Annotated in this window: 19 protein-coding genes; 18 read left to right on the top strand and 1 reads right to left on the bottom strand. The window is 65.8% G+C overall.

What is annotated here, in order from left to right; translation table 11 throughout:
• Positions 1-55: 55 nt before the first annotated feature.
• Complete coding sequence (locus WA983_RS13600; protein ID WP_424251891.1) at positions 56-526, top strand: MarR family winged helix-turn-helix transcriptional regulator; 471 nt, start codon at positions 56-58, stop codon at positions 524-526.
• Between the two features lies 1 nt (position 527).
• Here the strand turns inward: WA983_RS13600 and WA983_RS13595 are convergent, their stop codons facing one another.
• A complete protein-coding gene (locus tag WA983_RS13595) occupies positions 528-1,028 on the bottom strand; it encodes a MarR family winged helix-turn-helix transcriptional regulator (RefSeq protein WP_424251893.1) in 501 nt (166 codons plus the stop codon).
• Between the two features lie 179 nt (positions 1,029-1,207).
• On the opposite strand from WA983_RS13595, the gene WA983_RS13590 reads away from it, so the two are divergent.
• The 17 genes from WA983_RS13590 to WA983_RS13510 all read left to right on the top strand — a co-directional run bounded on the left by WA983_RS13590 (position 1,208) and on the right by WA983_RS13510 (position 22,833).
• Positions 1,208-3,430, top strand: coding sequence for a thiamine pyrophosphate-dependent enzyme (locus tag WA983_RS13590; protein WP_424251895.1), 2,223 nt, complete (start codon positions 1,208-1,210; stop codon positions 3,428-3,430).
• Between the two features lie 28 nt (positions 3,431-3,458).
• The gene (locus WA983_RS13585; RefSeq protein ID WP_424312185.1) at positions 3,459-5,015 is read left to right on the top strand and encodes an indolepyruvate oxidoreductase subunit beta family protein; all 1,557 of its coding nucleotides are present in this window, start codon (positions 3,459-3,461) and stop codon (positions 5,013-5,015) included.
• Positions 5,016-5,061: 46 nt separating this feature from the next.
• Positions 5,062-6,228, top strand: a complete 1,167-nt coding sequence (locus WA983_RS13580; RefSeq protein WP_424312184.1) for a thiolase family protein — start codon at positions 5,062-5,064, stop codon at positions 6,226-6,228.
• On the top strand, positions 6,225-7,478 hold the full coding sequence (locus WA983_RS13575; protein WP_424248510.1) for an SDR family NAD(P)-dependent oxidoreductase: 1,254 nt from the start codon (positions 6,225-6,227) through the stop codon (positions 7,476-7,478). The genes WA983_RS13580 and WA983_RS13575 overlap by 4 nt, the downstream gene beginning before the upstream one ends.
• Positions 7,479-7,496: 18 nt before the next feature.
• Complete coding sequence (locus tag WA983_RS13570; protein ID WP_424248508.1) at positions 7,497-8,324, top strand: cyclase family protein; 828 nt, start codon at positions 7,497-7,499, stop codon at positions 8,322-8,324.
• A gap of 127 nt (positions 8,325-8,451) precedes the next feature.
• The gene (locus WA983_RS13565; RefSeq protein WP_424248506.1) at positions 8,452-9,618 is read left to right on the top strand and encodes an ABC transporter substrate-binding protein; all 1,167 of its coding nucleotides are present in this window, start codon (positions 8,452-8,454) and stop codon (positions 9,616-9,618) included.
• 106 nt (positions 9,619-9,724) lie between these two features.
• The gene (locus WA983_RS13560; RefSeq protein ID WP_424248519.1) at positions 9,725-10,882 is read left to right on the top strand and encodes an ABC transporter substrate-binding protein; all 1,158 of its coding nucleotides are present in this window, start codon (positions 9,725-9,727) and stop codon (positions 10,880-10,882) included.
• A 39-nt stretch (positions 10,883-10,921) separates the two neighbouring features.
• Positions 10,922-11,977, top strand: a complete 1,056-nt coding sequence (locus WA983_RS13555; protein ID WP_424248504.1) for a branched-chain amino acid ABC transporter permease — start codon at positions 10,922-10,924, stop codon at positions 11,975-11,977.
• 23 nt (positions 11,978-12,000) lie between these two features.
• A complete protein-coding gene (locus WA983_RS13550; protein WP_424248518.1) occupies positions 12,001-13,755 on the top strand; it encodes an ATP-binding cassette domain-containing protein in 1,755 nt (584 codons plus the stop codon).
• Positions 13,752-14,489, top strand: coding sequence for an ABC transporter ATP-binding protein (locus WA983_RS13545; RefSeq protein WP_424248502.1), 738 nt, complete (start codon positions 13,752-13,754; stop codon positions 14,487-14,489). The genes WA983_RS13550 and WA983_RS13545 overlap by 4 nt, the downstream gene beginning before the upstream one ends.
• Positions 14,476-16,068, top strand: a complete 1,593-nt coding sequence (locus WA983_RS13540; RefSeq protein ID WP_424248500.1) for an ATP-dependent acyl-CoA ligase — start codon at positions 14,476-14,478, stop codon at positions 16,066-16,068. Before WA983_RS13545 ends, WA983_RS13540 begins: the two co-directional genes overlap by 14 nt.
• 325 nt (positions 16,069-16,393) lie before the next feature.
• Complete coding sequence (locus WA983_RS13535; RefSeq protein WP_424248498.1) at positions 16,394-17,545, top strand: acyl-CoA dehydrogenase family protein; 1,152 nt, start codon at positions 16,394-16,396, stop codon at positions 17,543-17,545.
• Between the two features lie 36 nt (positions 17,546-17,581).
• Entirely contained in the window at positions 17,582-17,938 is a 357-nt protein-coding gene (locus WA983_RS13530; RefSeq protein WP_424248496.1) for an IacB protein, read from the top strand.
• A gap of 28 nt (positions 17,939-17,966) precedes the next feature.
• Positions 17,967-18,710: an SDR family NAD(P)-dependent oxidoreductase gene (locus WA983_RS13525; RefSeq protein WP_424248516.1), complete on the top strand. Its 744-nt coding sequence runs from the start codon at positions 17,967-17,969 to the stop codon at positions 18,708-18,710.
• Between the two features lie 31 nt (positions 18,711-18,741).
• Positions 18,742-19,254, top strand: a complete 513-nt coding sequence (locus WA983_RS13520; RefSeq protein ID WP_424248494.1) for a flavin reductase — start codon at positions 18,742-18,744, stop codon at positions 19,252-19,254.
• Positions 19,255-19,407: 153 nt separating this feature from the next.
• The gene (locus WA983_RS13515) at positions 19,408-21,744 is read left to right on the top strand and encodes a bifunctional salicylyl-CoA 5-hydroxylase/oxidoreductase (RefSeq protein ID WP_424248492.1); all 2,337 of its coding nucleotides are present in this window, start codon (positions 19,408-19,410) and stop codon (positions 21,742-21,744) included.
• A 24-nt stretch (positions 21,745-21,768) separates the two neighbouring features.
• Positions 21,769-22,833, top strand: a complete 1,065-nt coding sequence (locus WA983_RS13510) for an NAD/NADP octopine/nopaline dehydrogenase family protein (protein ID WP_424248490.1) — start codon at positions 21,769-21,771, stop codon at positions 22,831-22,833.
• The last annotated feature ends 7 nt before the right edge of the window (positions 22,834-22,840 follow it).

The raw sequence follows: 22,840 nt of genomic DNA, 5'->3' as shown, positions 1-22,840 counted from the left end.
CAAGAGCGTGCCGCCCATGTCCAGGGGCGGGCCTCGTCTGCTTGAGGCAGGAGTCATGGCTGGCACCGAACCGCAGCGTTTCATTCCGGAAGGCACGGACTTCCACTACGACGAGTTTCCATTCTATTGGCTGGTCCGCCTGCATGCCCTGTACACGCAGGAACTGGAGCGGGTGCTCAAGCGTCTGAATACGGATATTCCCCAGCGGCGCGTGCTGCTCATTCTGCGCCGGCATGGGATCGTCAGCGTCTCCACGGTGGCCGCGCATGTGTTCATCAAGCCCTCGACCTTGACGCGCATCCTCCAGCGGATGCGCGAGGAGGGTCTGGTCGAGATGCGCACCAACGCCGAGGATGGGCGCGTCATCGACGTCCTGATCACGGCCGAGGGCGAGGCGCTGGCCGCCCGGATCGAGGAAGCCACCCGCAGGATCTTCGTCCGTGGTTATCAGGGCCTGAGCGCCGATGAACTGGAACGCCTCATGGAGACGCTCCGGCACATGGCCGCGAATCTATCCGAGCATTGAATCAGTCGTCGCGGGTCTCTGCGGGCGTGTCCCCGTCCGGCTGGACGGTGTGCAGCTTGATGATCTGATGCAGTGTTTTCTTCAGTTCCTCGGCACGCGCGAGCCCGAAGGGTTCCAGGACCCGGTGTTCGTGTTCCCGGGCCAGTTCGATGAGGTGCCGGATCGTCCGTGCGCCTTCAGGGGTGATGTGCACCAGCGTGATGCGTCGATCGCTCGGATGGGGAACCCGTTCGACCTGGCCTTTGGATTCCATGCGGTCCAGCAGGCGGGTGATGGTGGGCTGCTTGGTCACCGTGAGTTGGGCCAGATCGCCGATGCTGATCAGATTGCCGTTGGCCAGCGAGGCCATCACACGCCATTCGGAGATGGAAAAGCCATGCTCGCGCGCGACCTGATGGAATTCCCCCGAGATGAGCTGGCTGGCCCGCGCCAGCAGGGCGGGCAGATAGCCTTCGACAAAGCTGGGCGCTGCGGGCTGGCTGGGTTCGATGAGATTTGACATCTGGTTCCTGAAGCGTGAGGCGCTCTGTGGCCGGCGGCCTCAATTCTAAGCCTCTCCGGCGGTGATCGACGCTCAACCTAGGGTAAATCATGACAATGAATATATTCACTTCTAAATTATAATTGGCTCAAGCGCTCCCCCCTTCACGGGGCAGCGTATCCACGGTTCTGGAGCATGCCATGGCGGAACGGTCATTCGTCGCTGAAGTCGAGAAACTGCGGTTGTCGGAAGGAGAGGTCTTTCGCGGAGAAGGCATTCTCGCCGTCACCAAGGCCTTGCTTGAATCCGGCGTAGCCTATATCGCAGGCTATCAAGGGGCGCCGATTTCGCACCTGATGGACGTGCTCGCGGATGCCCAGGACATTCTGGCCGGATACGGCATCCGTTTCGAGAACAGCGCCAGTGAGGCCACGGCCGCCGCGACGCTGTCCGCGTCGGTGAACTACCCGCTGCGCGGCGCGGTCACGTTCAAGGCCACGGTGGGCACCAATGTGGCCTCGGACGCGCTGGCGAACCTGGCCTCGGGCGGTGTGACGGGCGGTGCGCTGGTGATCGTGGGCGAGGACTACGGCGAGGGCTCCTCGATCATGCAGGAGCGCAGTCACGCTTTTGCGATGAAGTCCCAGATGTGGCTGCTGGACCCGCGCCCGAACCTGCCTTGCATCGTGCAGGCGGTCAAGGACGGCTTCGACCTGTCCGAGGCCAGCCACACGCCGGTCATGCTGCAGGTGCGCATCCGCTCCTGTCACCTGCACGGGCAGTTCGTCGCCTCGGACAACCGTGCGCCGGCCTTCACGGTCAAGGACGCTCTCGAAAACCCGGTGCGCGACGTCGACCGGATCGTGCTGCCGCCCGCCAGCTTTCTGCACGAGCGTGAAAAAGTGCAGCAGCGCTGGCCTGCGGCAGTGCGCTTCATCCAGGAACGCGGCCTCAATGAATTCTTCTTCGAGGACGCGGCCGACGTTGGCATCGCCCTCCAGGGTGGTCTCTACAACGCCCTGATCCGGGCCTTGCAGCGCCTGGGGCTGGCCAACGTCCATGGCGATTCCAGGATTCCTCTGTATGTGATGAACGTGGCTTACCCGCTGGTGGACGCCGAGTTCGAACGTTTCTGTCAGGGCCGGCGCGCATTGCTGATCCTGGAAGAGGGACAGCCCAATTTCATCGAGCAGAACGTGGCGGACATCCTGCGCCGGCTCGGACTGCCCACCGCCCTGCATGGCAAGGACGTGCTGCCGCTGGCCGGCGAATACAACACGGCCACCGTGTGCGGGGGCGTGCGCGCATTCCTGGAACAGTACGGCGTGCTTCAACCCGAATCCGGGCAGGTCCAGCACGTGCCGGCTCAGGCCGCGACGGTCGAGCCTGCGATGGCCCGGCTTGCGACCGTCGAATCCGCGGTCGACGTGCCGGACGAGGTGCTGCCGCCGCTGGAACAGACGGTGCTGCCGCGCCCGCCGGGCCTGTGCACGGGTTGCCCCGAACGGCCGGTCTTCACGGCGATCAAGCTGGTCGAGCGCGAACTGGGCACGCATCACATCAGCGCCGACATCGGCTGCCAGTTGTTCTCGATCCTGCCGCCCTTCAATCTGGGCAGCACGACCATGGGTTACGGCCTGGGGGCCGCCAGCGCATCGGCCTTCAATGTGGCGCCGGGTGGCACCCCGGCGGCCCGGCGCGCCATTTCCATCATGGGCGATGGCGGCTTCTGGCACAACGGGCTGACCAGCGGCGTGGCCAATGCCGTCTTCAACCAGAGCGACAACCTGACCATCATCGTCGACAACGACTACACCGCAGCCACCGGCGGTCAGGATATTCTGTCGAGTCATGCACACAATCCCACTCGCAGCACGGGCCACGCGATCGAATCGGCCGTCCGGGGCGTTGGCGTCAAGTGGGTCCGCACGCTGCAGCGCACGTATGACCTCAAGGCGATGACCGGTGCGCTGCGCGAAGCCCTGACCACCTCGAAGCCGGGCCCCAAGGTCTTGATTGCGCAGAGCGAATGCATGCTCAACAAGCAGCGGCGCGAGAAGCCGCTGGTGCGCAAGGCGGTCGCCGCAGGCCGGCGCGTGGTGCGTGAACGCTTTGGGGTGGACCCCGATACCTGCACCGGGGATCACTCCTGCATCCGGCTGTCGGGCTGCCCGTCGCTCACGATCAAGGACAATCCCGACCCCTTGCGTCAGGATCCGGTGACTGCCGTGATGGACAGTTGCGTGGGCTGCGGCCATTGCGGCGAAGTCGCGCATGCGGCGGTGCTGTGTCCGTCGTTCTTCCGCGCCAGCATCATCAGCAATCCCACGCGCTGGGACCGGCTGCGGCACCGGCTGCGCACGACCGTGATCGCCTGGCTGCAGCGCGGCGAGGCCAGACGTCGGGCCAAGTATGCGTTCTGAACCTCTTACCCCCCCCGGAGGCACCGCTGTGTATTCCGAGCCTATCAAGATCGCCATTCTCGCCATGGGCGGCGAGGGTGGTGGCGTGCTTGCCGACTGGATCGTGGATCTGGGCGAGGAAAACGGCTGGTTCGCCCAGACCACCTCGGTGCCAGGGGTCGCGCAGCGCACCGGTGCCACGATCTATTACGTCGAACTGTTTCCTGGCGCCGACGCGCCGGACGCCCGGACCCCGGTGCTGGCCCAGGCGCCGATGCCTGGCGACGTGGACGTCGTGCTCGCGTCCGAACTGATGGAGGCCGGCCGCGCGGTGCAGCGCGGCCTCGTCACCCCGGATCGCACGACGCTGGTCACTTCCTCTCATCGCGTCTATTCCATCACTGAGAAGTCTGCGCTGGGCGACGGTCGTGTCGACAGTGAACTGCTGCTGCGTCAGACGCGCCGTGCGGCGCGGCGTTTCATCAGCTTTGACATGGCCGAGGCCGCCGAGCGTGCGGGCAGCGTGGTCAGCGCGGTGCTGTTCGGCGCTCTGAGCGGTGCCGGCGTCCTGCCGTTCAGCCGCCGCCAGTTCGAAGAAGCCATCGAGCGCGGCGGCGTCGGCGTCAAGCAAAGCCTGCAGGCTTTCTCGGTCGGCCATGATCACGCGCAGGACATGCGCTCCGAAAGCGCCGGGCGCCCGACTGTCCGGGCGCGTGGGGAAGAAAACACGACCCCCGCGCGGGCGGTCGAGCCGCCCGCAGCCCCGTCACCCCGTCACCCCAAGGTCGCCGCGCTGGTGAGCCGCGCGCAGGGCTACCCGGAGTCCGTCCGGGAAATCGCCGTCGAAGGCATTCGCCGGCTCGTCGATTATCAGGACCCGGACTATGCCGGGCTGTATCTGGACCGTCTGGATGCCCTGGCGAGTGCTCCGGGGGGCGATACTCCCGAATTGCTGCGCGAGGCCGCGCGCCATCTGGCGCTGTGGATGTCCTATGAAGACACGATCCGGGTCGCCGATCTGAAGATCCGGGGCAGCCGCTTCGAGCGGGTTCGCGACGAAGTGCGTGCCGGCGACGCGCAGGTCCTGGACATTGCCGAATTCATGCACCCGCGCATCGAGGAAATCTGCGAGACGCTGCCTGCGGGCCTGGGGCGCTGGCTCGCCCGGCCGCATGCCGTGCACCGTCTGGTGGCGTACTTCACCCGCAGCGGCCGGGTCATCAGGACCAGTTCGCTCCGGGGCTATCTGCTGTTGTACGTGCTGGCGCGCTGGGGCCGCTGGCGCCGCACGACGCTGCGCTACGCGCTGGAAACCGGGCGCATCGAAGCCTGGTTGCGGCATCTGAAAGAAACCGCCGCCATCAATCCGCTGCTGGCGCTGGAGGTGGCGAAATGCCAGACTCTGGTCAAGGGCTACAGCGACACGCATATGCGCGGCCTGCGCAATTACGAGGTGCTGATGACCGTACTTGGTCGCGATGCCCGTGTGATGGCGCCGGCCACGTTGCGGGATTTGCGCGACGCGGCGCTGGCCGACGAGCATGGTCGCCGGCTGCGTGACAGCCTGGCGCGACACGGATTTTCCACCGAGGGCCTGTTCTCATGAAAGTTTGGATCATCCTCACGCCGCCGGGGCGCGGAGGGCGGACCTGATGGCGCGCCAGGGTTATGCCGGCGTGGCCGTGGCCGTGCCCGTCACCGTGCCTTATCAGCGCTTTTCCACCGAGGGCGCGCACTGGTTTCTCGGGCAGGCCGTGCGGGCGCTGGTCGAGCAGAGCGGAATCGACAAGGACGCGATCGACGGGCTGTGCCTGTCGAGTTTTTCGCTCGTGCCGGACACGGCGGTCGGCGTCACCCAGCACCTGGGGCTGTCGCCGCGCTGGCTCGATCACGTGCCCACGGGCGGTGCGGCCGGCGTGATGTGCCTGCGGCGCGCGGCGCGCGCCGTGCAGGCGGGCGACGCCGACGTGGTGGCTTGCGTGGCGGCGGACACCAATCACGTGGATTCGTTCCGGCAGACATTGGGCGCCTTCAGCGACTTTTCGCGCGACGCCACCTATCCCTATGGCTCGGGCGGACCGAATTCCGTCTTCGCCCTGATCACCGCGCACTACATGCGTCAGTACGGCGCCCGGCGCGAGGACTTCGGCCGCATCGCGGTGGCGCAGCGGCACAATGCGCTGCGCAACCCCAACGCATTGTTCAAGAAGCCGCTGACGATCGAAGAATACATGGCGGCGCGTCCCATCGCCGACCCCTTGCATCTGTTCGATTGCGTGATGCCTTGCGCGGGCGCCGAGGCGTTCCTGGTGATGAGCGCCGAGCGTGCACGCGATCTGGGGCTGGCGCATGCGCTGGTGCGGGGCGCGATCGAACGCCACAACGCCTATGCCGAGGACCCCGTCATGGTGCGCGGCGGCTGGCTCAGGGATCGCGATGAACTGTATGCGCAGGCCGACGCCAGTCCGAACGACATTGATTTCGTTCACACCTATGACGACTATCCCGTCATCGTGATGATGCAGTTCGAGGATCTGGGTTTCTGCGCAAAGGGCGAGGGCCCGGACTTCGTGCGCGCCCATACCCTCACGTATGACGGCAGTTTCCCCAACAACACCAGCGGCGGGCAACTGTCCAGCGGCCAGCCCGGCGCGGCAGGCGGGTTCATGGGGATGACGGAGTCGATCCGGCAGTTGACGGGCCAGGCCGGCGAACGCGCCGTGCAGGACGCCCGTCTGGGCCTGGTCACGGGGTTCGGCATGGTGACGTACGACCGCTGCCTCTGTACGGGCGCGGTGATTCTCGGGAGCAGCGAATGACCATGCCTCTGATGAAGCCCAAGCGCAAGAATCCGGTTCTGCGCACGCGGCAGATGAACCTGCCGCCCTGGGCGCGTGGTCGTGTGGCGCTGGGCATCACCGCTGCGGCGGCCGAGGGTCGGTTCGAACTGCAGGTCTGCGACGCGTGCGGCACCACCCAGTATCCGCCGCGCTCGGCCTGTGTCCAGTGCCTGTCGTCGCAGATGAGCTGGCGTGAGCAGAGCGGGGAAGGCGAGTTGCTGAGCGACACCACCCTGCATCACAGCAACGACCTGTTCTTTCGCGAACGGCTGCCCTGGCGACTCGGCTTCGTGCGCCTGGATACCGGTCCGACCGTGATGGTGCATCTGCATGGCGAGGTCGGCCCGGCTCCCCGGCGCGTGCGGGTGGGCGCGCGTCTGGACCGTGCGGGGCAGGCCGTACTGATCGGTTTTCCAATGGAAGGAAGTGCGCATATGGCGGACGACAAAATGCTGCGTGAAATGACCAGCGATCCGAAGTTTCGCAAAGCCCTGGTGACGGATGGCAAGTCCGAGGTCGGGCAGGCCATCGTCCGGGCGCTCGTCAAGGCGGGCGCCGAGATCGTCTGGGTCGGCCATGCCGAACCCTGGAAGAAGCTGGGCGGACTGGACGAGATCACCGCGCTGCCCCAGGTGTCGCTGGTGCCGCTGGACCTGACCGATGGCCGCAGCGTCACGGAACTGGCGGGCGCGATCGGTGGCAAGGTCGACATCGTCATCAACAACGCCGAAGTGCATCGCACGTATGGCATTGGCTCGCGCCGGGGCACGGACGTGGCCCGCGCCGAAATGGACATCAATTACTTCGGCCTGCTGCGGCTGGCGCAGGAGTTCGGTCCCGCGCTCAAGGGCCGCTCGGCCGACGGGGCGGTGAATGCCACCGCCTGGGTCAACCTCCTGTCCATCTACGCCTTGTCCAATTTTCCCCCGCAAGGCACCTTCAGTGCCAGCAAGGCTGCCGCCTATTCGCTGGCGCAGTGTCTGCGCGCCGAGATGCGCCCGGCGGGCATCCGGGTGATCAACGTCTTCCCCGGCCCGGTGGACGACGAGTGGAACCAGCTCATGCCGCCGCCAAAGCTGGCGCCGGCCGCGCTGGCCAAGGCCATCGTGGATGCGCTGCGCGATGGCGTGGAGGACGTCTATCCGGGCGACGTAGCCCAGGAATGGCTGGAGCGCTGGCGGGACAACCCCAAAGTGCTGGAACGCGAACTGGCGACGAACGGCGGCTGATCGCCAGTGGAGAGCATCATGAACAATCACGATCACGATACCGGCAAGACGGGAGCCCTGACCGGAGCCCAGGCCCTGATGGGACTGGCCCAGGCCCTGGCCGGCGGCGGCATCCAGGTCATCGACCTGACTCAGACCCTGACCCCCGAGTTTCCGCAGATCGCGCTGCCGCCCGAAATGGGGCAGTGCTGGCCCTTCCGCATCGAGGAAGTCTCGAAGTACGACGAGCGCGGGCCGGGCTGGTACTGGAACAACTTTTCCTGCGGCGAGCACACGGGAACGCACTTCGACGCGCCCATCCACTGGATCTCGGGCCGCGACCTGCCGAACAATTCCGTCGACACCATTCCGGTGCAGCATTTCGTGGCGCCTGCCTGCGTCATCGATTGTTCGCCCCAGGTCAAGGACGACCCGGACTACCTGCTGACGATCGAGGACATCCGGACCTGGGAAGCGGCGCACGGACGCATTCCCGCCGGTGCCTGGGTGCTGATGCGGACCGACTGGTCCAAACGGCAGGACCCCGAGGCCTACCAGAACTTCGACGAGACCGGCCAGCACACGCCGGGGCCGAGCGCCGAGGCGGTCCGCTTCCTGGTCGAGCAGCGGGACGTGCTGGGATTCGGCTCCGAGGCCATCGGCACCGACGCGGGCCAGGGTTACCACCTGCGGCCGCCTTATCCCTGCCATTACTACATGCACGGCGCCGGCCGCTATGGCCTGCAGTGTCTGTGCAATCTGGATCGGCTGCCGGCGTCCGGCGCGGTGCTGATCTGTCCGCCGCTGAAGATCGAAAAGGGCAGCGGCAGCCCGTTGCGCGTGCTGGCTCTTGTGGCCGGTGCCTGAGGCGGTTGCGTACCGGGCAGGCGGGATTCCGCCTTTGAAGTTCAGAAGTTCATTTTTTACTGATCTATTTTTTACCAATCAATAGTTCGCCACTCAATGATGTAGTCCTTCTCTCAAGGAGTTCACCATGAAATCTCTCCGTACCCTGCGCGGCCTGGCTGCGACTGTTACCACGGCGGCTCTGATGGCCGCGTTGCCGGCGGCCCACGCGGCCGATTACACCGTCGGATTCGTCACCTCGCTGGTGGGGCCGGTGTCCTCGCTGGGCATTCCCTATCAGAAGGGCATCCAGGCGGGGCAGGCCTACCAGTCCGAGATCGACGGGCGCAAGGTCCGGCTGATCCAGTTGGACGACGCCTCCGATCCCAGTACGGCGGCGCGCAATGCCCGCAAGCTGATCGAAGAGGACAAGGTCGATGCCATCATCGGGACGGCCGGTTCGCCCGGTGCCCTGGCGATCGCTGCGGTGGCACGTGAATCCAAGACGCCGCTGATCTCCATCGCTCACGCCAGTCTGTCCGGCAAGGAAGCCGAATGGGTGGTGACGGTGCCGCAGCCCGCCAGCCTGATGATCAGCGCCGTGGTCGATCACATGAAGCAAGAGGGCGTGAAGACGCTGGGCTACATCGGCTTCTCGGACGCCTGGGGGGATCAGGTCTATGAGGCGTTGCAGAAGACGACGCCTGACGCGGGCATCAAGGTCGTCTCCAACGAGCGCTATGCACGTGGCGACACCTCGGTGGCCGGCCAGGTCCTGAAGATCGCTTCCCTGCGTCCCGATGCGGTGATCACGGGCAATTCCGGCACGCCGGGCGCCCTGCCGTATCTGGCGCTGGCCGATCGCGGTTACAAGGGCAAGCTCTACGGCACGCACGCCCTGATCAACCCGGCCTTCATCAACGTGGCGCGCAGTTCCGTCGAAGGCCTGCTGGCCCCGACCGGACCGGTCATCGTGGCCGAGCAGTTGCCCGAGAGCAACCCGATCCGCAAGGTGGCGCTGGCTTATCGCGACGCCTACCAGAAGGCGAATGACGCCCGTGCCGAAGACGCGTTTTCCGCCTATTCCTTCGACGCCTGGCTGATCTTCCTGGATGCCGCCAAGCGCGCTTCGACCAAGGCCGAGCCGGGTACGCCGGAATTCCGCCAGGCGCTGCGCGATGCGATCAAGAGCACCAAGGAGCTGGTGGGGACTCATGCGGTCTACAACTTCCATGAGGACACGACCTACGGCACGGACGAACGTTCGCGCGTGGTGGTGCGGCTCGAAAAGGGTCGCTGGAAGCTTGTTCCCTAAAAGCCCTGGGGCGGCGGCCTGGCCGCCGCCGGTTGCCTGAGCGCGTACTTGCTGATTTCCGGAGAGAGACATGATTCCGATGATGAAAATGGACGGTCTGCCGCGCATGCTGGGCGGTCTGCTCCTGGTGGGCGCGTCCTGCATGACGGCCAGTGCCTGGGGGGCGGATCTGAAGGTGGGCGTGATCAGTTCCCTGTCCGGTCCGGTCTCGGCGCTGGGCATCCCCTATGAAAAAGGGGTCCGCGCCGCCCATGCCCGGTTCCCCGGGATCGCCGGTCACCGGGTGGAACTCATCGTCCTGGACGATGCCTCCGACCCGACCACGGCGGGACGCAATGCGCGCAAGCTGGTGAACGAGGACAAGGTGGACGTGCTCATCGGGACCTCGGGCGTTCCGGGTGCGATGGCGATTGCCGCCGTTGCCCAGGAACTGAAAACGCCGTTGATCTCACCCACGCCGGTTTCGCTGCCCGGGCCCGAGCACGACTGGACGGTCGCGACTTCGCAGCCGTTCGAGCTGATGGTGTCGGCCGTGGTCAAGCGCATGAAGGCCGCGGGTGTCAAGACCGTGGCGTTCATCGGTTTTTCGGACGCCCTGGGTGACCTGGCCTATGACTCGCTGGTGCGCAGCGCGGGCGAGCTGGGCATCGAGGTGGTCGCCAACGAGCGTTATGCGCGCGGCGACATGTCGGTGGCGGGACAGGTGCTGAAGATCATTGCCAAGCGGCCGGACGCGGTCTTCGCGGGCAACAGCGGCACGCCGGGCGCGCTGCCGTATCTGGAGCTCGCGAACCGCCAGTATGCCGGGCGGATCTATGGCACGCATGGCCTGATCAACGCCGATTTCGTGCGAGTGGGCGGGCGTTCGATCGAGGGGCTCGAAGTGCCCAGCGGCCCCGTACTGGTCGCTGAACAACTGCCGGCCGGCGATCCGGTGCGCGAGGCGTCGATGGCGTTTCGCACATCCTACGAGAAGCTGTACGGCGCGCCGCCGGTGGATGCGTTCTCGGCCTATACCTACGACGCCTTGCTCGTGCTGGCCGATGCCGCCGCGCGGGTGAAGGACGAGCAGCCGGGTACTCCGGCCTATCGGCAGGCGCTCAAGGAAGCCATCGTATCCACACGGGATCTGGCCGGTACGCACGGCATCTACACCTTCACGCCCGACAGCCGCTACGGTCTGGACGAACGTGCGGTCGTCATGGTGCGAATGGAGGGCGGGCGGTGGAAGCTGGCTGCGCAACCGGCGCCGTCGGGCCAATAAAAAGCCGTCTGCGGCAATGAGACAAAGGAACTTCATATCATGACATGGGACATCGCCCTCATTCTGGGGATCGACGGCCTGGCCAACGGCGCCATCTACCTGCTTGCGGGCCTGGGGCTGGTGCTCATCTTTTCGGTCACGCGGGTCGTCTTCGTGCCGTTCGGCGACATCGCGGCCTTCGCTGCCTTGAGCCTGGCGGCTTTCGAAGCGGGTCAGATGCCGCCGACCATTGGTCTGGTGGCCGTGCTGGCCGCAGTGGCCCTGCTCACCGAGCTGGGCAGCCTGATACGCAAGGGTGAATTGCGCCATATTCCCCGCGCTGTGCTGCTGTGGGGCGTGCTGCCGCTGGCACCTTGTCTAATCGCCTGGATGGCCGCGGGCCCCGGGACGTCGGCATTCGTCCAGGTCGCCGCGTCGGTGCTGCTGGTGGTGCCGATGGCGCCGCTGCTGGCGCGCGTGGTGTTCCAGCCCATCGCGGATGCTTCGGTGCTGGTGCTGCTGATCGTGTCCCTCGCCCTGAGCTTTCTCCTGTCGGGCCTGGGCCTGCTGTTCTTCGGTCCCGAGGGCTCGCGCACGATGCCGCTGGCGTCGGGCGGCTTCACGCTGGGCGATGGCATCAACATCAGCGGCCAGGTGGCCCTGATGGTGGGCACGGCGATCGTGCTCAGCGGCCTGTTCTACCTCGTCTTCGAGCGGACGTCGACGGGCAAGGCCCTGCGCGCGACGGCGGTCAACCGCGTGGGCGCACGGCTGGTGGGCATCCGGCCCGCCCGCACCGCCATGCTGGCCTATGGCGCCGCGTCCCTGCTGGCGGGATTCATCGGCGTGCTGATCGCACCCGTCACCACCATCTATTACGACTCCGGCTTCCTCATCGGCCTGAAGGCCTTCGTGGCCGCCATCATCGGCGGCCTGGTGAGTTATCCGGCCACCGCCCTGGGGGCTCTGGCCGTCGGGGTGTTCGAGAGTTTCGCGTCTTTCTGGAGCGGTGCGCTCAAGGACGCGATCGTGTTCAGCCTGCTGATCCCTGTGCTGATGGTGCGTTCCTACATGGCGCGTCACCACGAAGAAGAAGTCGAGGAGATTGATCAATGAAGCCGTCCACTCCCCGCATCCTGATGGCGGTTCTGCTTGCCGGCCTGGTGGTTCTCCCGCTCTTCGTGGGCAGTTTCACGGTCTCGTTGTTCAACGAGATCGGTATCGGCGCGCTGGTCGCTCTGGGCCTGGTCCTGCTGACCGGGGTCGGCGGCGCGACCTCGTTCGGCCAGGCGGCTTTCGTGGGCGTCGCCGCCTACGCCAGTGCCTGGCTGACGACGGTCCACGGGCTGTCGCCGTGGCTGGGCCTGCCGTTCGCGCTGCTGCTGACGGGGCTGTCCGCTCTGGCCATCGGCGCGCTCACCCTGCGTCTGGGCGGCCATTTCCTGGCCCTGTCGACGATCGCCTGGGGCCTGTCCATTTCCCTGCTGTTCGGCAATATCGATGCCCTGGGCCGGCATACCGGCCTGTCGGGCATTCCGCCCGTGCACGTCGGCGGCTGGTCGCTGCTGGAGCCGCAGGCCATGTACTACCTCGTCTGGGCGGTCGTGGGCCTGGCGTTCCTGTTCAGCCGCAACCTGCTCGATTCCCGCCCGGGCCGTGCCATCCGGGGCTTGCGCGGCGGCTCGACCCTGCTGGCCAGTGTCGGGGCGGATGCCTACCGGCTGCGCCTGTCCCTGTTCGTGACGGCCGCGCTGCTGGCTGGTCTGGCAGGCTGGCTGTATGCCCACATGAACCGTTTCGTCAGTCCCTCGCCGTTCAGTGTGCATGCCAGCATCGAATACCTGCTGATGGCAGTGTCGGGCGGTCTGGGCAGCCTGGCCGGCGCCCTGGTCGGGTCGGGTCTGGTGCTGGCCCTCAAGAACGCCCTGCAGGACATCCTGCCCTTGTTGACGAAGCAGTCCGGTCAGCTCGACGCCATCGTGTTTTCCGCCCTGTTCATCGCGCTGCTGCATTTCGCCCGGGGCGGTCTGATGTCCTTCGTGCGCCGCTGGGGCCGACGTCATGGCCTGGGCCGGAAAGCCGCGGCGATGCGGGCGCCGGCTCAACCCTTGCCGAACCGCACCATGCCGGCGCGGGGCACGCCTGTCCTGTCGGTCCAGGGGGCGGTCAAGCGCTTCGGCGGTCTGACGGCCGTCAATGACGTCAGCTTCGATCTGAGCGCGGGCGAGATCCTGGGCCTGATCGGACCGAACGGCGCGGGCAAGTCGACCATGTTCAACCTGCTGACCGGCACGACTGCCATGACCTCCGGCCGGGTCCAGTTTCTGGGCCGCGACATCACCGGCATGTTGCAGCTCGAAATTGCCCGCCTGGGTCTGGGCCGCACTTTCCAGCACGTGAAGCTGCGTCCGCACATGAGCCTGCTGGATAACGTCGCGCTGGGCGTTCACGCCAGGACGCGGCCCAGCATCCTGCGCGCCGGGTTGCGACTGGACCGGGAAGAAGAACGCCAGATCCTGCACGAGGCGCGGCATCAGCTCGAACGGATCGGGTTGGCCGATCGCGCCCATGAAATGGCGGGCAGCCTGCCCTTGGGGACCCAGCGCATCCTGGAGATCGCGCGCGCGCTGGCGACCGATCCTGTACTGCTGGTGCTGGACGAGCCGGCCGCAGGTCTGCGGCGCAACGAAAAAAAGGCGCTCGGCGACCTGTTGCGCAAGCTGCGCGAGGAGGGGGTGACCATTCTGATCGTGGAACACGACATGGACTTTGTGATGAACCTGGTGGACCGGCTGGTCGTGATGAATTTCGGCTCCAAGCTCGTGGAAGGCGTGCCGGCCGCCGTGCGCGCTGACGAGCGCGTGCAGACGGCTTATCTGGGAGGAACGACATGAGCAGTACGCCGATGCTGGAAATTGGGGACCTGCATGTCGCATATGGGCGGGTCGAGGCGGTGCGTGGGGTGTCGATCACCCTGGATCCCGGTCGGATCGTCTCGGTCATCGGCCCCAATGGCGCGGGCAAGACGACGCTGCTGGCGGCTGCGATGGGCCTGCTGCCTTCACGCGGGGTCTTGCGTTTCGAGGGCGAGGACTTGCGGGGGCTGGACGTCGAGGCCCGCGTGGAGCGCGGCCTGTGCCTGGTGCCCGAGACGCGCGAGTTGTTTGGCGAACTGTCGGTGCTGGACAATCTGCGCCTGGGTGCGTATTCGCGCCGACTGCGGCCGCAGGCGCTGCGCGACCGCCTGGATTCGGTATATGCGCGTTTTCCGCGGCTGGCCGAACGCCGTGCCCAGCGCGCGGATACCTTGTCCGGGGGCGAGCGCCAGATGCTGGCCGTGGGGCGCGCGCTGATGTCTGCCCCGCGCCTGCTGATGCTCGACGAACCGAGTCTGGGACTGGCACCGCTGATCGTGCGCGAGATCCTGGCTATCGTCCGTGCGCTGCGCGAAGACGGCGTCTCGATCCTGCTGATCGAGCAGAATGCCCGTGCCGCGCTGGAAAGTTCCGATTTTGGCTATGTCCTCGAGACGGGGGAGATCGCCCTGTCGGGTGATTCGGCTGCGCTCGCCGAGGATGCGCGAGTGCGAGCGACCTATCTGGGAGGAGGCGCCGATGAGACCCAATGAAGAACTGCCGCCCGAACACCGGACGGTCCCGCAGATGCTGTTGCGGCAGGCGGCGCTGTTCGCCGATCGTCCGGCCTTGAAACTGGGCGAAACGCGCTGGGCGCATGCGGATGCCGCACCCATCGCGGCGCGTCGGGCAGGGGCTTTGCGCGCGGCAGGCGTGAGCCGGGGAGAGCGCGTGGCGATCATGAGCTCGAACCGGGCCGAAGTCCTGGAGACGTTCCTGGGTTGCGGTTGGGCGGGGTCGGTTTCCGTGCCGATCAACACGGCCTCCCGGGGGCCGCAGATCGAATATTTCCTGAGCAACAGCCAGGCGCAACTGCTGGTGATCGAGGCGCAGTATCTGGAGCGGCTGGCCACGGCGGATCTGGACAAGACTTCTTTGCGGCAGATCTGGGTGCTGGACGGCAGTGACGCGGCGAGTGCCGTCGGCTCGATTCCGGCCGTGCCGTGGCCGTCCGAAGGGCCTGCCCTGGAACCCGAGAACGTCGGACCGGGCGACACCCTGGCGATCCTTTACACGTCCGGCACCACGGGGCCGTCCAAGGGTGTGCTGTGCCCGCACGCACACTATTACTGGTGGGGGCTGAACACGCTGCGTGTCCTGGGCGTGCAGCGGGACGACGTGCTGTGCACGACGCTGCCCCTGTTCCACATCAATGCGCTCAATACCTATGCCCAGGCCGCGCTGGCCGGCTGCGAGGTGGTGTTCGAGCAGAAATTCTCGGCCTCGGGCTTCTGGGCCTCGATGAGTGCCTGCGGCGCGACCGTGGTCTATCTGCTGGGCGCCATGGTGCCGATCCTGCTGGCTCAACCTGAAGGGCCGGCCGAGCGGGGGCATCGCGTGCGTATCGGCCTCGGGCCCGGGGTGCCTGCGCTGTCCAACGAAGCGTTCTGGGAGCGCACCGGCGTGCGGCTGCTCGAAGGCTTTGGTTCGACGGAGACGAATTTCGTGATCGGGACGGCGCTGGATTCGCCCCGACGCGGTGTGATGGGCTGGGTGCTGCCGGGTTTCGAGGCGCGCGTGGCCGATGAGAACGACGTGGAAGTGCCCCTCGGCCAGGCCGGCGAACTGCTGCTGCGCGCGCAGGAGCCCTATGCCTTTGCCACGGGCTATTTCAACATGCCCGAGAAGACGGTCGAAGCGTGGCGCAATCTGTGGTTCCATACCGGCGACCGGGTGCTGCAGGAAGCCGATGGTGCGTTCCGCTTCGTGGACCGGATCAAGGACGCGATCCGCCGGCGGGGCGAGAACATCTCGTCCTTCGAGGTCGAGCAGGTGCTGTCCAGTCACCCTGCCGTGGCTTCGGTGGCGGTCTATCCGGTGGGTTCGGAACTGGCCGAGGACGAGGTCATGGCGGCGCTGGTCGTGCGGCCTGGACAGGCCCTGGATCTGCCCGGGCTGATTGCCTGGTGCGAGGACCGCATGCCGCATTTCGCCGTGCCGCGCTATGTCGATGTGCTGGAGGATCTGCCGCGCACCGAGAACGGCAAGATTCAGAAGTACAAGCTGCGCGAACGCGGCGTCACCGCGACGACCTGGGAAAACCTACAGGCGAGCCGCAAGCGCAGGGTCTGAGGGGCCGCCGGGCGGCGTGCGCCCGGATCGGAGCCGGGCCGCTCGCCCGATTCGGGATAGTCCCTATTGATGGGTTGCGTGCCGCTCAATAGTATTACAACTAAATATATGATTTTGAATTTATTTAGAAGAATAGAAAGGGAAGCATAGAAAGAAGACTAGAAACGCCGTCAGCGTCACCCCACGGTCTTTCAACGTTTTTTTTGGGTATTTAGTTCGCAATTCAATTGAAAATCGAAGTAATTGAGTCGCGCGGACCCGTGAAACGGTCCCGCCGTCATCCCACGAAGCAAAACCGATTGATGGAGACAACACGATGACTGACATGACTTCTTTGCCTGTAAGCGTCCGTCCGCAGCAGGCCGCGCTAGAGGAACTTTTGCGAGACGTCCATGCGCGCCGCCGGGAATTCGAGACACTGGGCTACCTTCCCCAGGAGATCATCGACCGCTTCAAAGCCCTGGGCGTCTACCGCTCTCTGGTCGCCAAGCGCTTCGGAGGGGACGAGTGCGCGCCCGCCGAGTTCTGCCGCCTGATCGAACTGCTTTCCGAGGCCGACGGCTCCGCAGGCTGGGTCGCCAGCTTCGGCATCGGCGCCGTCTACCTGTCGGCCTTGCCGGTTGCCACCCTGGAAAAGCTGTATGCGAGCGGCGGCGTGGATCAGGTCTTCGCCGGCGGGATCTTTCCGCCGCAGCCGGCCCAGGCGGTCGAAGGGGGGCACAAGGTGTCCGGTCGCTGGCAGTTCTCCAGCGGCAGCATGGGGGCGGACGTGCTCGGGGTCGGCATCATTCCGGCCGTCAAGGATCAGGCGCCCTTGCCGCGCATGGCCGTCATGCTTCGGAACCAGGCCCGCATCGAATCGAACTGGGACGTCATGGGGCTGAAGGCAACAGGCAGCAACGATCTCGTGGTCGATGGCGCCGTGGTGCCTGATGACTGGACTTTCGTGCGCGGCGGCGCCTCGTCCCTGGACACGCCGCTGTACCGTTATCCGGCCCTGGCGTTCGCTGCGCAGGTGCTGGCTGTGGTGGGGTTGGGCATCGGACGCGGGGCCATCAACGAAGTCCTGCGCATGGCCGGAAACCGCAAGTCCGTGACGGGCGCCCCCAATCTGGGGGATCGCGTCTACGTGCAGCTCGAAGTCGCGAAGATCGAGGCAGAACTGCGCGCTGCGCGCAGCTGGTTCTACGAGGCGATCGACGATGTCTGGCAGGTGCTCATGGCAGGCGGCAAGCCCGAAGACCATCTGATCAGCATGTTGCGCCTGTCGACGACGCACGCTTCGCGGGTCGGGGCCGACGTGGCGCGTCGTGCCCAGATGCTCAGCGGCATGACGGGGGTGTACGAGTCCAGCCCGCTGGCGCAGCAAGTGCGCGACGCCCAGATGGTGACGCAGCACGCCTTCATGGGCGATATTACGTATCAGAACGCGGGCGCCATGCTCTTTGGTCTGTCGCCTTTGCCCGGTTATCTCTGATCCACATCCACTTCAATCCCTCCCCAGGAGAATGTCATGGAAAACAAAAAATCGCTGCGCGTGCTGTTCTGCATCGGCGTCAATCAGAATTTCATGGACGGCAGCGCGCAGGACATGAAAGACGTGTGGGTGGCCTTTCTGGCCATGATGCGTGGCATCCGGGACCTGCCCGGCGTGCGCGTGCTGGGCAATCTGGACGATGACCAGATCATGGTCGGCCCTTCGGTCCAGTTTCCCTGGACCACCTATGTGCTGGCGGACGTGCCGGATTACGATACCGTGACTGCGGCCTGCAATCTGTTCCGCGTCACGCCCGTGGGCGACGGCGCGCACAAGCTTTGGAAGTACATGCGTGTCGAGGCCCGCATCGGCCGGGAACTGGTCATCGATTGATACCGGGCTCCGAGCCCACAGGAGAGACATCATGGATCAGATCGCCCTCGTGACCGGCGCCGCCCAGGGGTTGGGGCTGGCCATCGCGCACGCGTTGCACGCGGCCGGGTACAAGGTGGTCATCACCGACCATCGGCTGGACCTGGCAGAGCAGGCGGCGGCGCACATCGACGCCGGAGGCGAACGGGTGCTGCCCCTGCCGCTCGACGTCACCCGCAAGCCGGACTTCGAGGCGGCGCTGGCCGCCACCCTGGACCGCTGGGGCCAGTTGCACGTCCTGGTCAACAATGCCGCCATGACCAAGGCCACGCCGGTGATGGACATCAGCCCCGAGGAGTTCGATGCGGTGCTGGCCACCAATCTGCGCGGCACGCTGTTCGGCTGTCAGGTCGTGGGGGCACACATGGCTCGGGCGGGCTATGGGCGCCTGATCAATATGGGCTCCCTGGCCGGTCAGAACGGTGGCACGGCCACCGGGGCGCATTATGCATGCTCGAAGGGGGCGATCGTCACTCTCACCAAGATTTTCGCGCGGGAGCTGGGGCCTCGCGGCGTCACCGCCAACGCGATTTCGCCCGGCCCCATGGATCTGCCTTCGGTGCATGCGCTCGTCCCGCCCGAAAAGCTGGAACAGATCGTGCAGGGCATCCCCGTGCGGCGCCTGGGAGATCCGCGCTTCGTGGCCGATCTGGTCGTCCGGCTCGCCGCCCGGGATGCCGGTTTCGTCAACGGTGCCACCTGGGACGTCAACGGCGGCCTTTTCATGCGCTAGCCGCCCTCAGGTCGCCCCCAAGGAGAACGCCGTGGCAGACGTCAACGCCTTTCGCAACGCAATGGCCATGCTGGCTGGCGCGGTCAACATCATCACCACCGACGGCCCCTGCGGCCTGGCTGGCTTCACCGCGACCGCAGTATGCAGCGTGACGGACCAGCCGCCCACGCTGCTGGTGTGCATGAACCGTTCGTCTTTTGCGCACCGGTTCTTCGAGGGTAACGAGGTCTTGTGCGTCAACGTTCTCGGTGCAGGCAACAAGGATGCGCCGGCTCTGTTCGCGAACCGTGAATTCTCGATGAGCGAGCGCTTCGACCGCGTGCAGTGGGGACGGCTTGCCACGGGCAGTCCGCTGCTTGACTGCGCCCTCGTCAGCTTTGATTGCAGCATCACGAACACCAGCACGGTCGGCTCGCACAGCATCTTTCTCTGCGAGGTCCAGGGCGTCCAGCGCGGTGCGGGGCGAGGAGGCCTGGTGTATTTCAACCGCGATTACCACCAGGTGGGTTTCGGCGAATCGCCGGTTCCTCCGACCAAGGACTGAGGCGCTGCGCGCATGTTTATTCCGAATGATGGATTGACAGGCAATTGCTTTATAAGTAAATTAAATAGAAATAAACAATAATCCTAGAGTTTCGGCCGAACCGGCAGAGGTGCCGGCGTCTGGAATTCTTTCTACGACAGCAGGAGAGACGAGATGAAGATCGTTTGCATCGGTGGTGGGCCCGCGGGCCTGTATCTGGCCTTGCTCATGAAGAAATTGAACGCGGGGCACGACGTCACCGTCGTCGAGCGCAATCGCCCGTATGACACGTTTGGCTGGGGGGTCGTGTTCTCCGACGCGACCATGGACAATATGCGCCAGTGGGACCGTGAGACGGCCGACGAGATCCAGGAAGCCTTCAACCACTGGGACGACATCGATCTGCTCTTTAAGGGTCGCACCATTCGCTCGGGCGGCCACGGTTTCGTGGGCATTGGCCGCAAAAAGCTGCTGAACATCCTGCAGGCGCGCTGTGAGCAACTGGGGGTCAAGCTGGTCTTCGAGACCGAGGTGGACTCCGACGAGGACTATCCGGACGCAGACCTGATCATCGCCAGCGACGGCATCTTCTCCAAGATGCGCGACAAGTACGCCGAGGTCTTTCAGCCGGACATCGTCGTCCGCCCGAACCGCTACATCTGGCTGGGCACGAACAAGCTCTACGACGCCTTCACCTTCGACTTCCGCAAGACCGAGCACGGCTGGTTCCAGGCGCACATTTACAAGTTCGACGAAAACACCACCACCTTCATCGTCGAATGCCCCGAGCACGTCTGGAAAGCCCACGGTCTGGACAAGGCCGATCAGCCGCAGTCGATCGCTTTCTGCGAGCAGTTGTTCAACGAGGGCAATCTGGAAGGCGCCAAACTGATGACCAACGCGCGTCACCAGCGCGGCGCGGCGTGGCTGAACTTCCAGCGCGTGGTGTGCGAGCATTGGTGGTTGAAGAACAAGCACGGCAGCCACGTCGTGCTGATGGGCGACGCGGTGCACACGGCGCACTTCGCGATCGGCTCGGGCACCAAGCTGGCGATCGAGGACGCGATCGAACTCACGCGCCAGTTCCAGCTTCTGGGCGACGATGCCGCGCACATCCCCGAAGTGCTGACGGCCTACCAGGAAGCCCGACGCATCGAGACCCTGCGCCTGCAGAACGCGGCCTGGAACGCAATGGAGTGGTTCGAGGTCTGCGGCGAACGCTATTGCGACCAGTTCGAGCCCGAGCAATTCATGTATTCCATGCTGACGCGCAGCCAGCGCATCAGTCATGAAAACCTGCGGCTGCGCGACAAGGAATGGCTGGAAGGCTACGAACGCTGGTTTGCCGAGCACGCCAACGTGCCCGCAGTCGCCGGTCATGTCCCGCCGCCGATGTTCACGCCCTGGACGGTGCGCGGCCTGACGCTGAAGAACCGCGTCGTGGTCTCGCCGATGGCGCAGTATTCGGCCGAGGACGGCACGGTGGGCGATTACCACCTGGTGCACCTGGGCGCACGCGCCCAGGGCGGCGCGGGCCTGGTGTTCGCCGAGATGACCTGCGTCAGCCCCGAGGGCCGCATCACCCCGGGCTGCCCGGGTCTGTACAAGCCGGAACACACGGCGGCGTTCAAGCGGATCGCCGATTGGATCCACGACAATACCGATGCCAAGTTCGGCATCCAGATCGGTCACGCGGGCGCCAAGGCTTCGACGCGTCTGGCCTGGGAAGGCATTGACCAGCCCCTGACCGAGGGCAACTGGCCTCTGATCTCGGCCTCGCCGCAGCAATATCTGGAGGGTGTCAGCCAGGTCTCGCGGGCCATGACGCCGGCCGAACTGGCGACGGTCAAGGCGCAGTTCGTGGATTCGGCGCGTGCCGCCGACGAGGCCGGCGCAGACTGGCTGGAACTGCACTGCGCCCACGGCTACCTGCTGTCGGCCTTCATCTCGCCGCTGACCAACCAGCGCACGGACGAGTACGGCGGTTCGCTGGCCAACCGGCTGCGCTATCCGCTGGAAGTCTTCGAGGCGGTGCGTGCGGTCTGGCCCCAGGACAAGCCGATGTCGGTGCGTATTTCCGCGCATGACTGGGTCGAGGGCGGCATCACGCCCGCAGACGCCGTGGAGATCGCGCGCGCCTTCAAGCAGGCCGGTGCCGACATGATCGACGTGTCCTCCGGTCAGGTGAGCAAGCGGGAAAAGCCCACCTACGGGCGCATGTTCCAGACGCCGTTTGCGGACCGGATTCGACAGGAAGTCGGCATTGCCACGATCGCGGTGGGCGCGATCAGCGAGGCCGATCACGTCAACAGCATCCTGGCCGCAGGCCGGGCCGATCTGTGCGCGGTGGCGCGTCCGCACCTGGCCAATCCGGCCTGGACGCTGACCGAAGCGGCCAAGATCGGCTATGCCGGCGTGGCGTGGCCGAAGCAATACCGTACGGCCAAGGTCCAGATGGAAAGCAATTTCGCACGGGAGAAGGCGATCCAGGCGGCTGCAGGCTCGGCCTGATCCGGATCGGTAGAGGAGCGTGCAATGAAGATTGCGATACTGGGTGGCGGCAATGGCTGTTACGCCGCAGCGGCCGACCTGGCCGAAGCGGGGCACGAGGTCCGCTTGTGGCGGCGCGATGCGCAGGCGCTGGCGGAAGCGGCGCAGGGTCTGCTGTTGAAAGACCAGGCCGGACTGCGCGAAGTGCGGCTGGCCCAGGTGTCGGCCGATATCGCTCCGGTGGTGCGCGGTGCCGAGCTCATCGTGGCGCCGGTGCCGGCCACGGCGCAGGCGGACATCGCCCGCGCCATGGCGCCGCATTTGTCGGACGGCCAGGTGGTTTTTCTGCCGCCAGGCACGTTCGGCAGCTACGTGATGGCGGGGCTCGTGCGCGAGGCGGGCTGCCGGGCGGACGTGGCCTGGGCTGAAACCGGCACGCTGCCTTATCTGGCCCGCAAGCAGGGGCCCCGGGAGGTCCGCATCACCATGCGCGCCGTGCGCCTGCCGACCGGGGTCTATCCGCAACGTCGGGAGGCGCATGCGATCGAGGTGATCCGCCGGGCTTATCCTGCGGTGCATGCCTGTGGCGATGCGCTGTCCGGCGCCCTGATGAATGCCGGCCCCGTGATCCATCCGCCGCTGATGGTCATGAACGCGGCGCCGTTGCAGCACTTCGAGCGCTGGGACATTCACAACGAAGGCACGCAGCGGGCCGTGCGCGCTGTCACGGATCGGCTGGATCAGGAGCGGATCGCGGTGCGGGAAGCCCTGGACTATGCGGGTCCGCACTACCCCTTGTCCGATCACTATCTCAATGACCGCTGGATGTACGGGGATTCGCACCGGCAACTGGTCGAATCGGGTGATTGGCGCGAGCACATCGATTTGTACAGCCACCGCTACATCACCGAGGATACGGAGACGGGCTTGTGCTTCCTGGCCTCGGCGGCGCGCTACGCGGGGGTGGATGCGCCCGTCGCGCACGGTTTGCTGGCGCTGGTGGGCGCCTTCCTGGGGCGCGACTTGCGCAGCGGGCCTCGCAGCCTGGAAGGTCTGGGCATGGCCACGCTTTCGCGCGAGGCACTGAAGCAGAGGTTGCAGGATGGCTGACCCGTCG

The sequence above is a fragment of the Castellaniella sp. genome (genome assembly GCF_049650445.1).
Classification (GTDB): domain Bacteria; phylum Pseudomonadota; class Gammaproteobacteria; order Burkholderiales; family Burkholderiaceae_B; genus Castellaniella.
The sequence above is the reverse complement of the archived record's forward strand: the minus strand, read 5'-3'. Positions and strand labels throughout refer to the sequence as shown.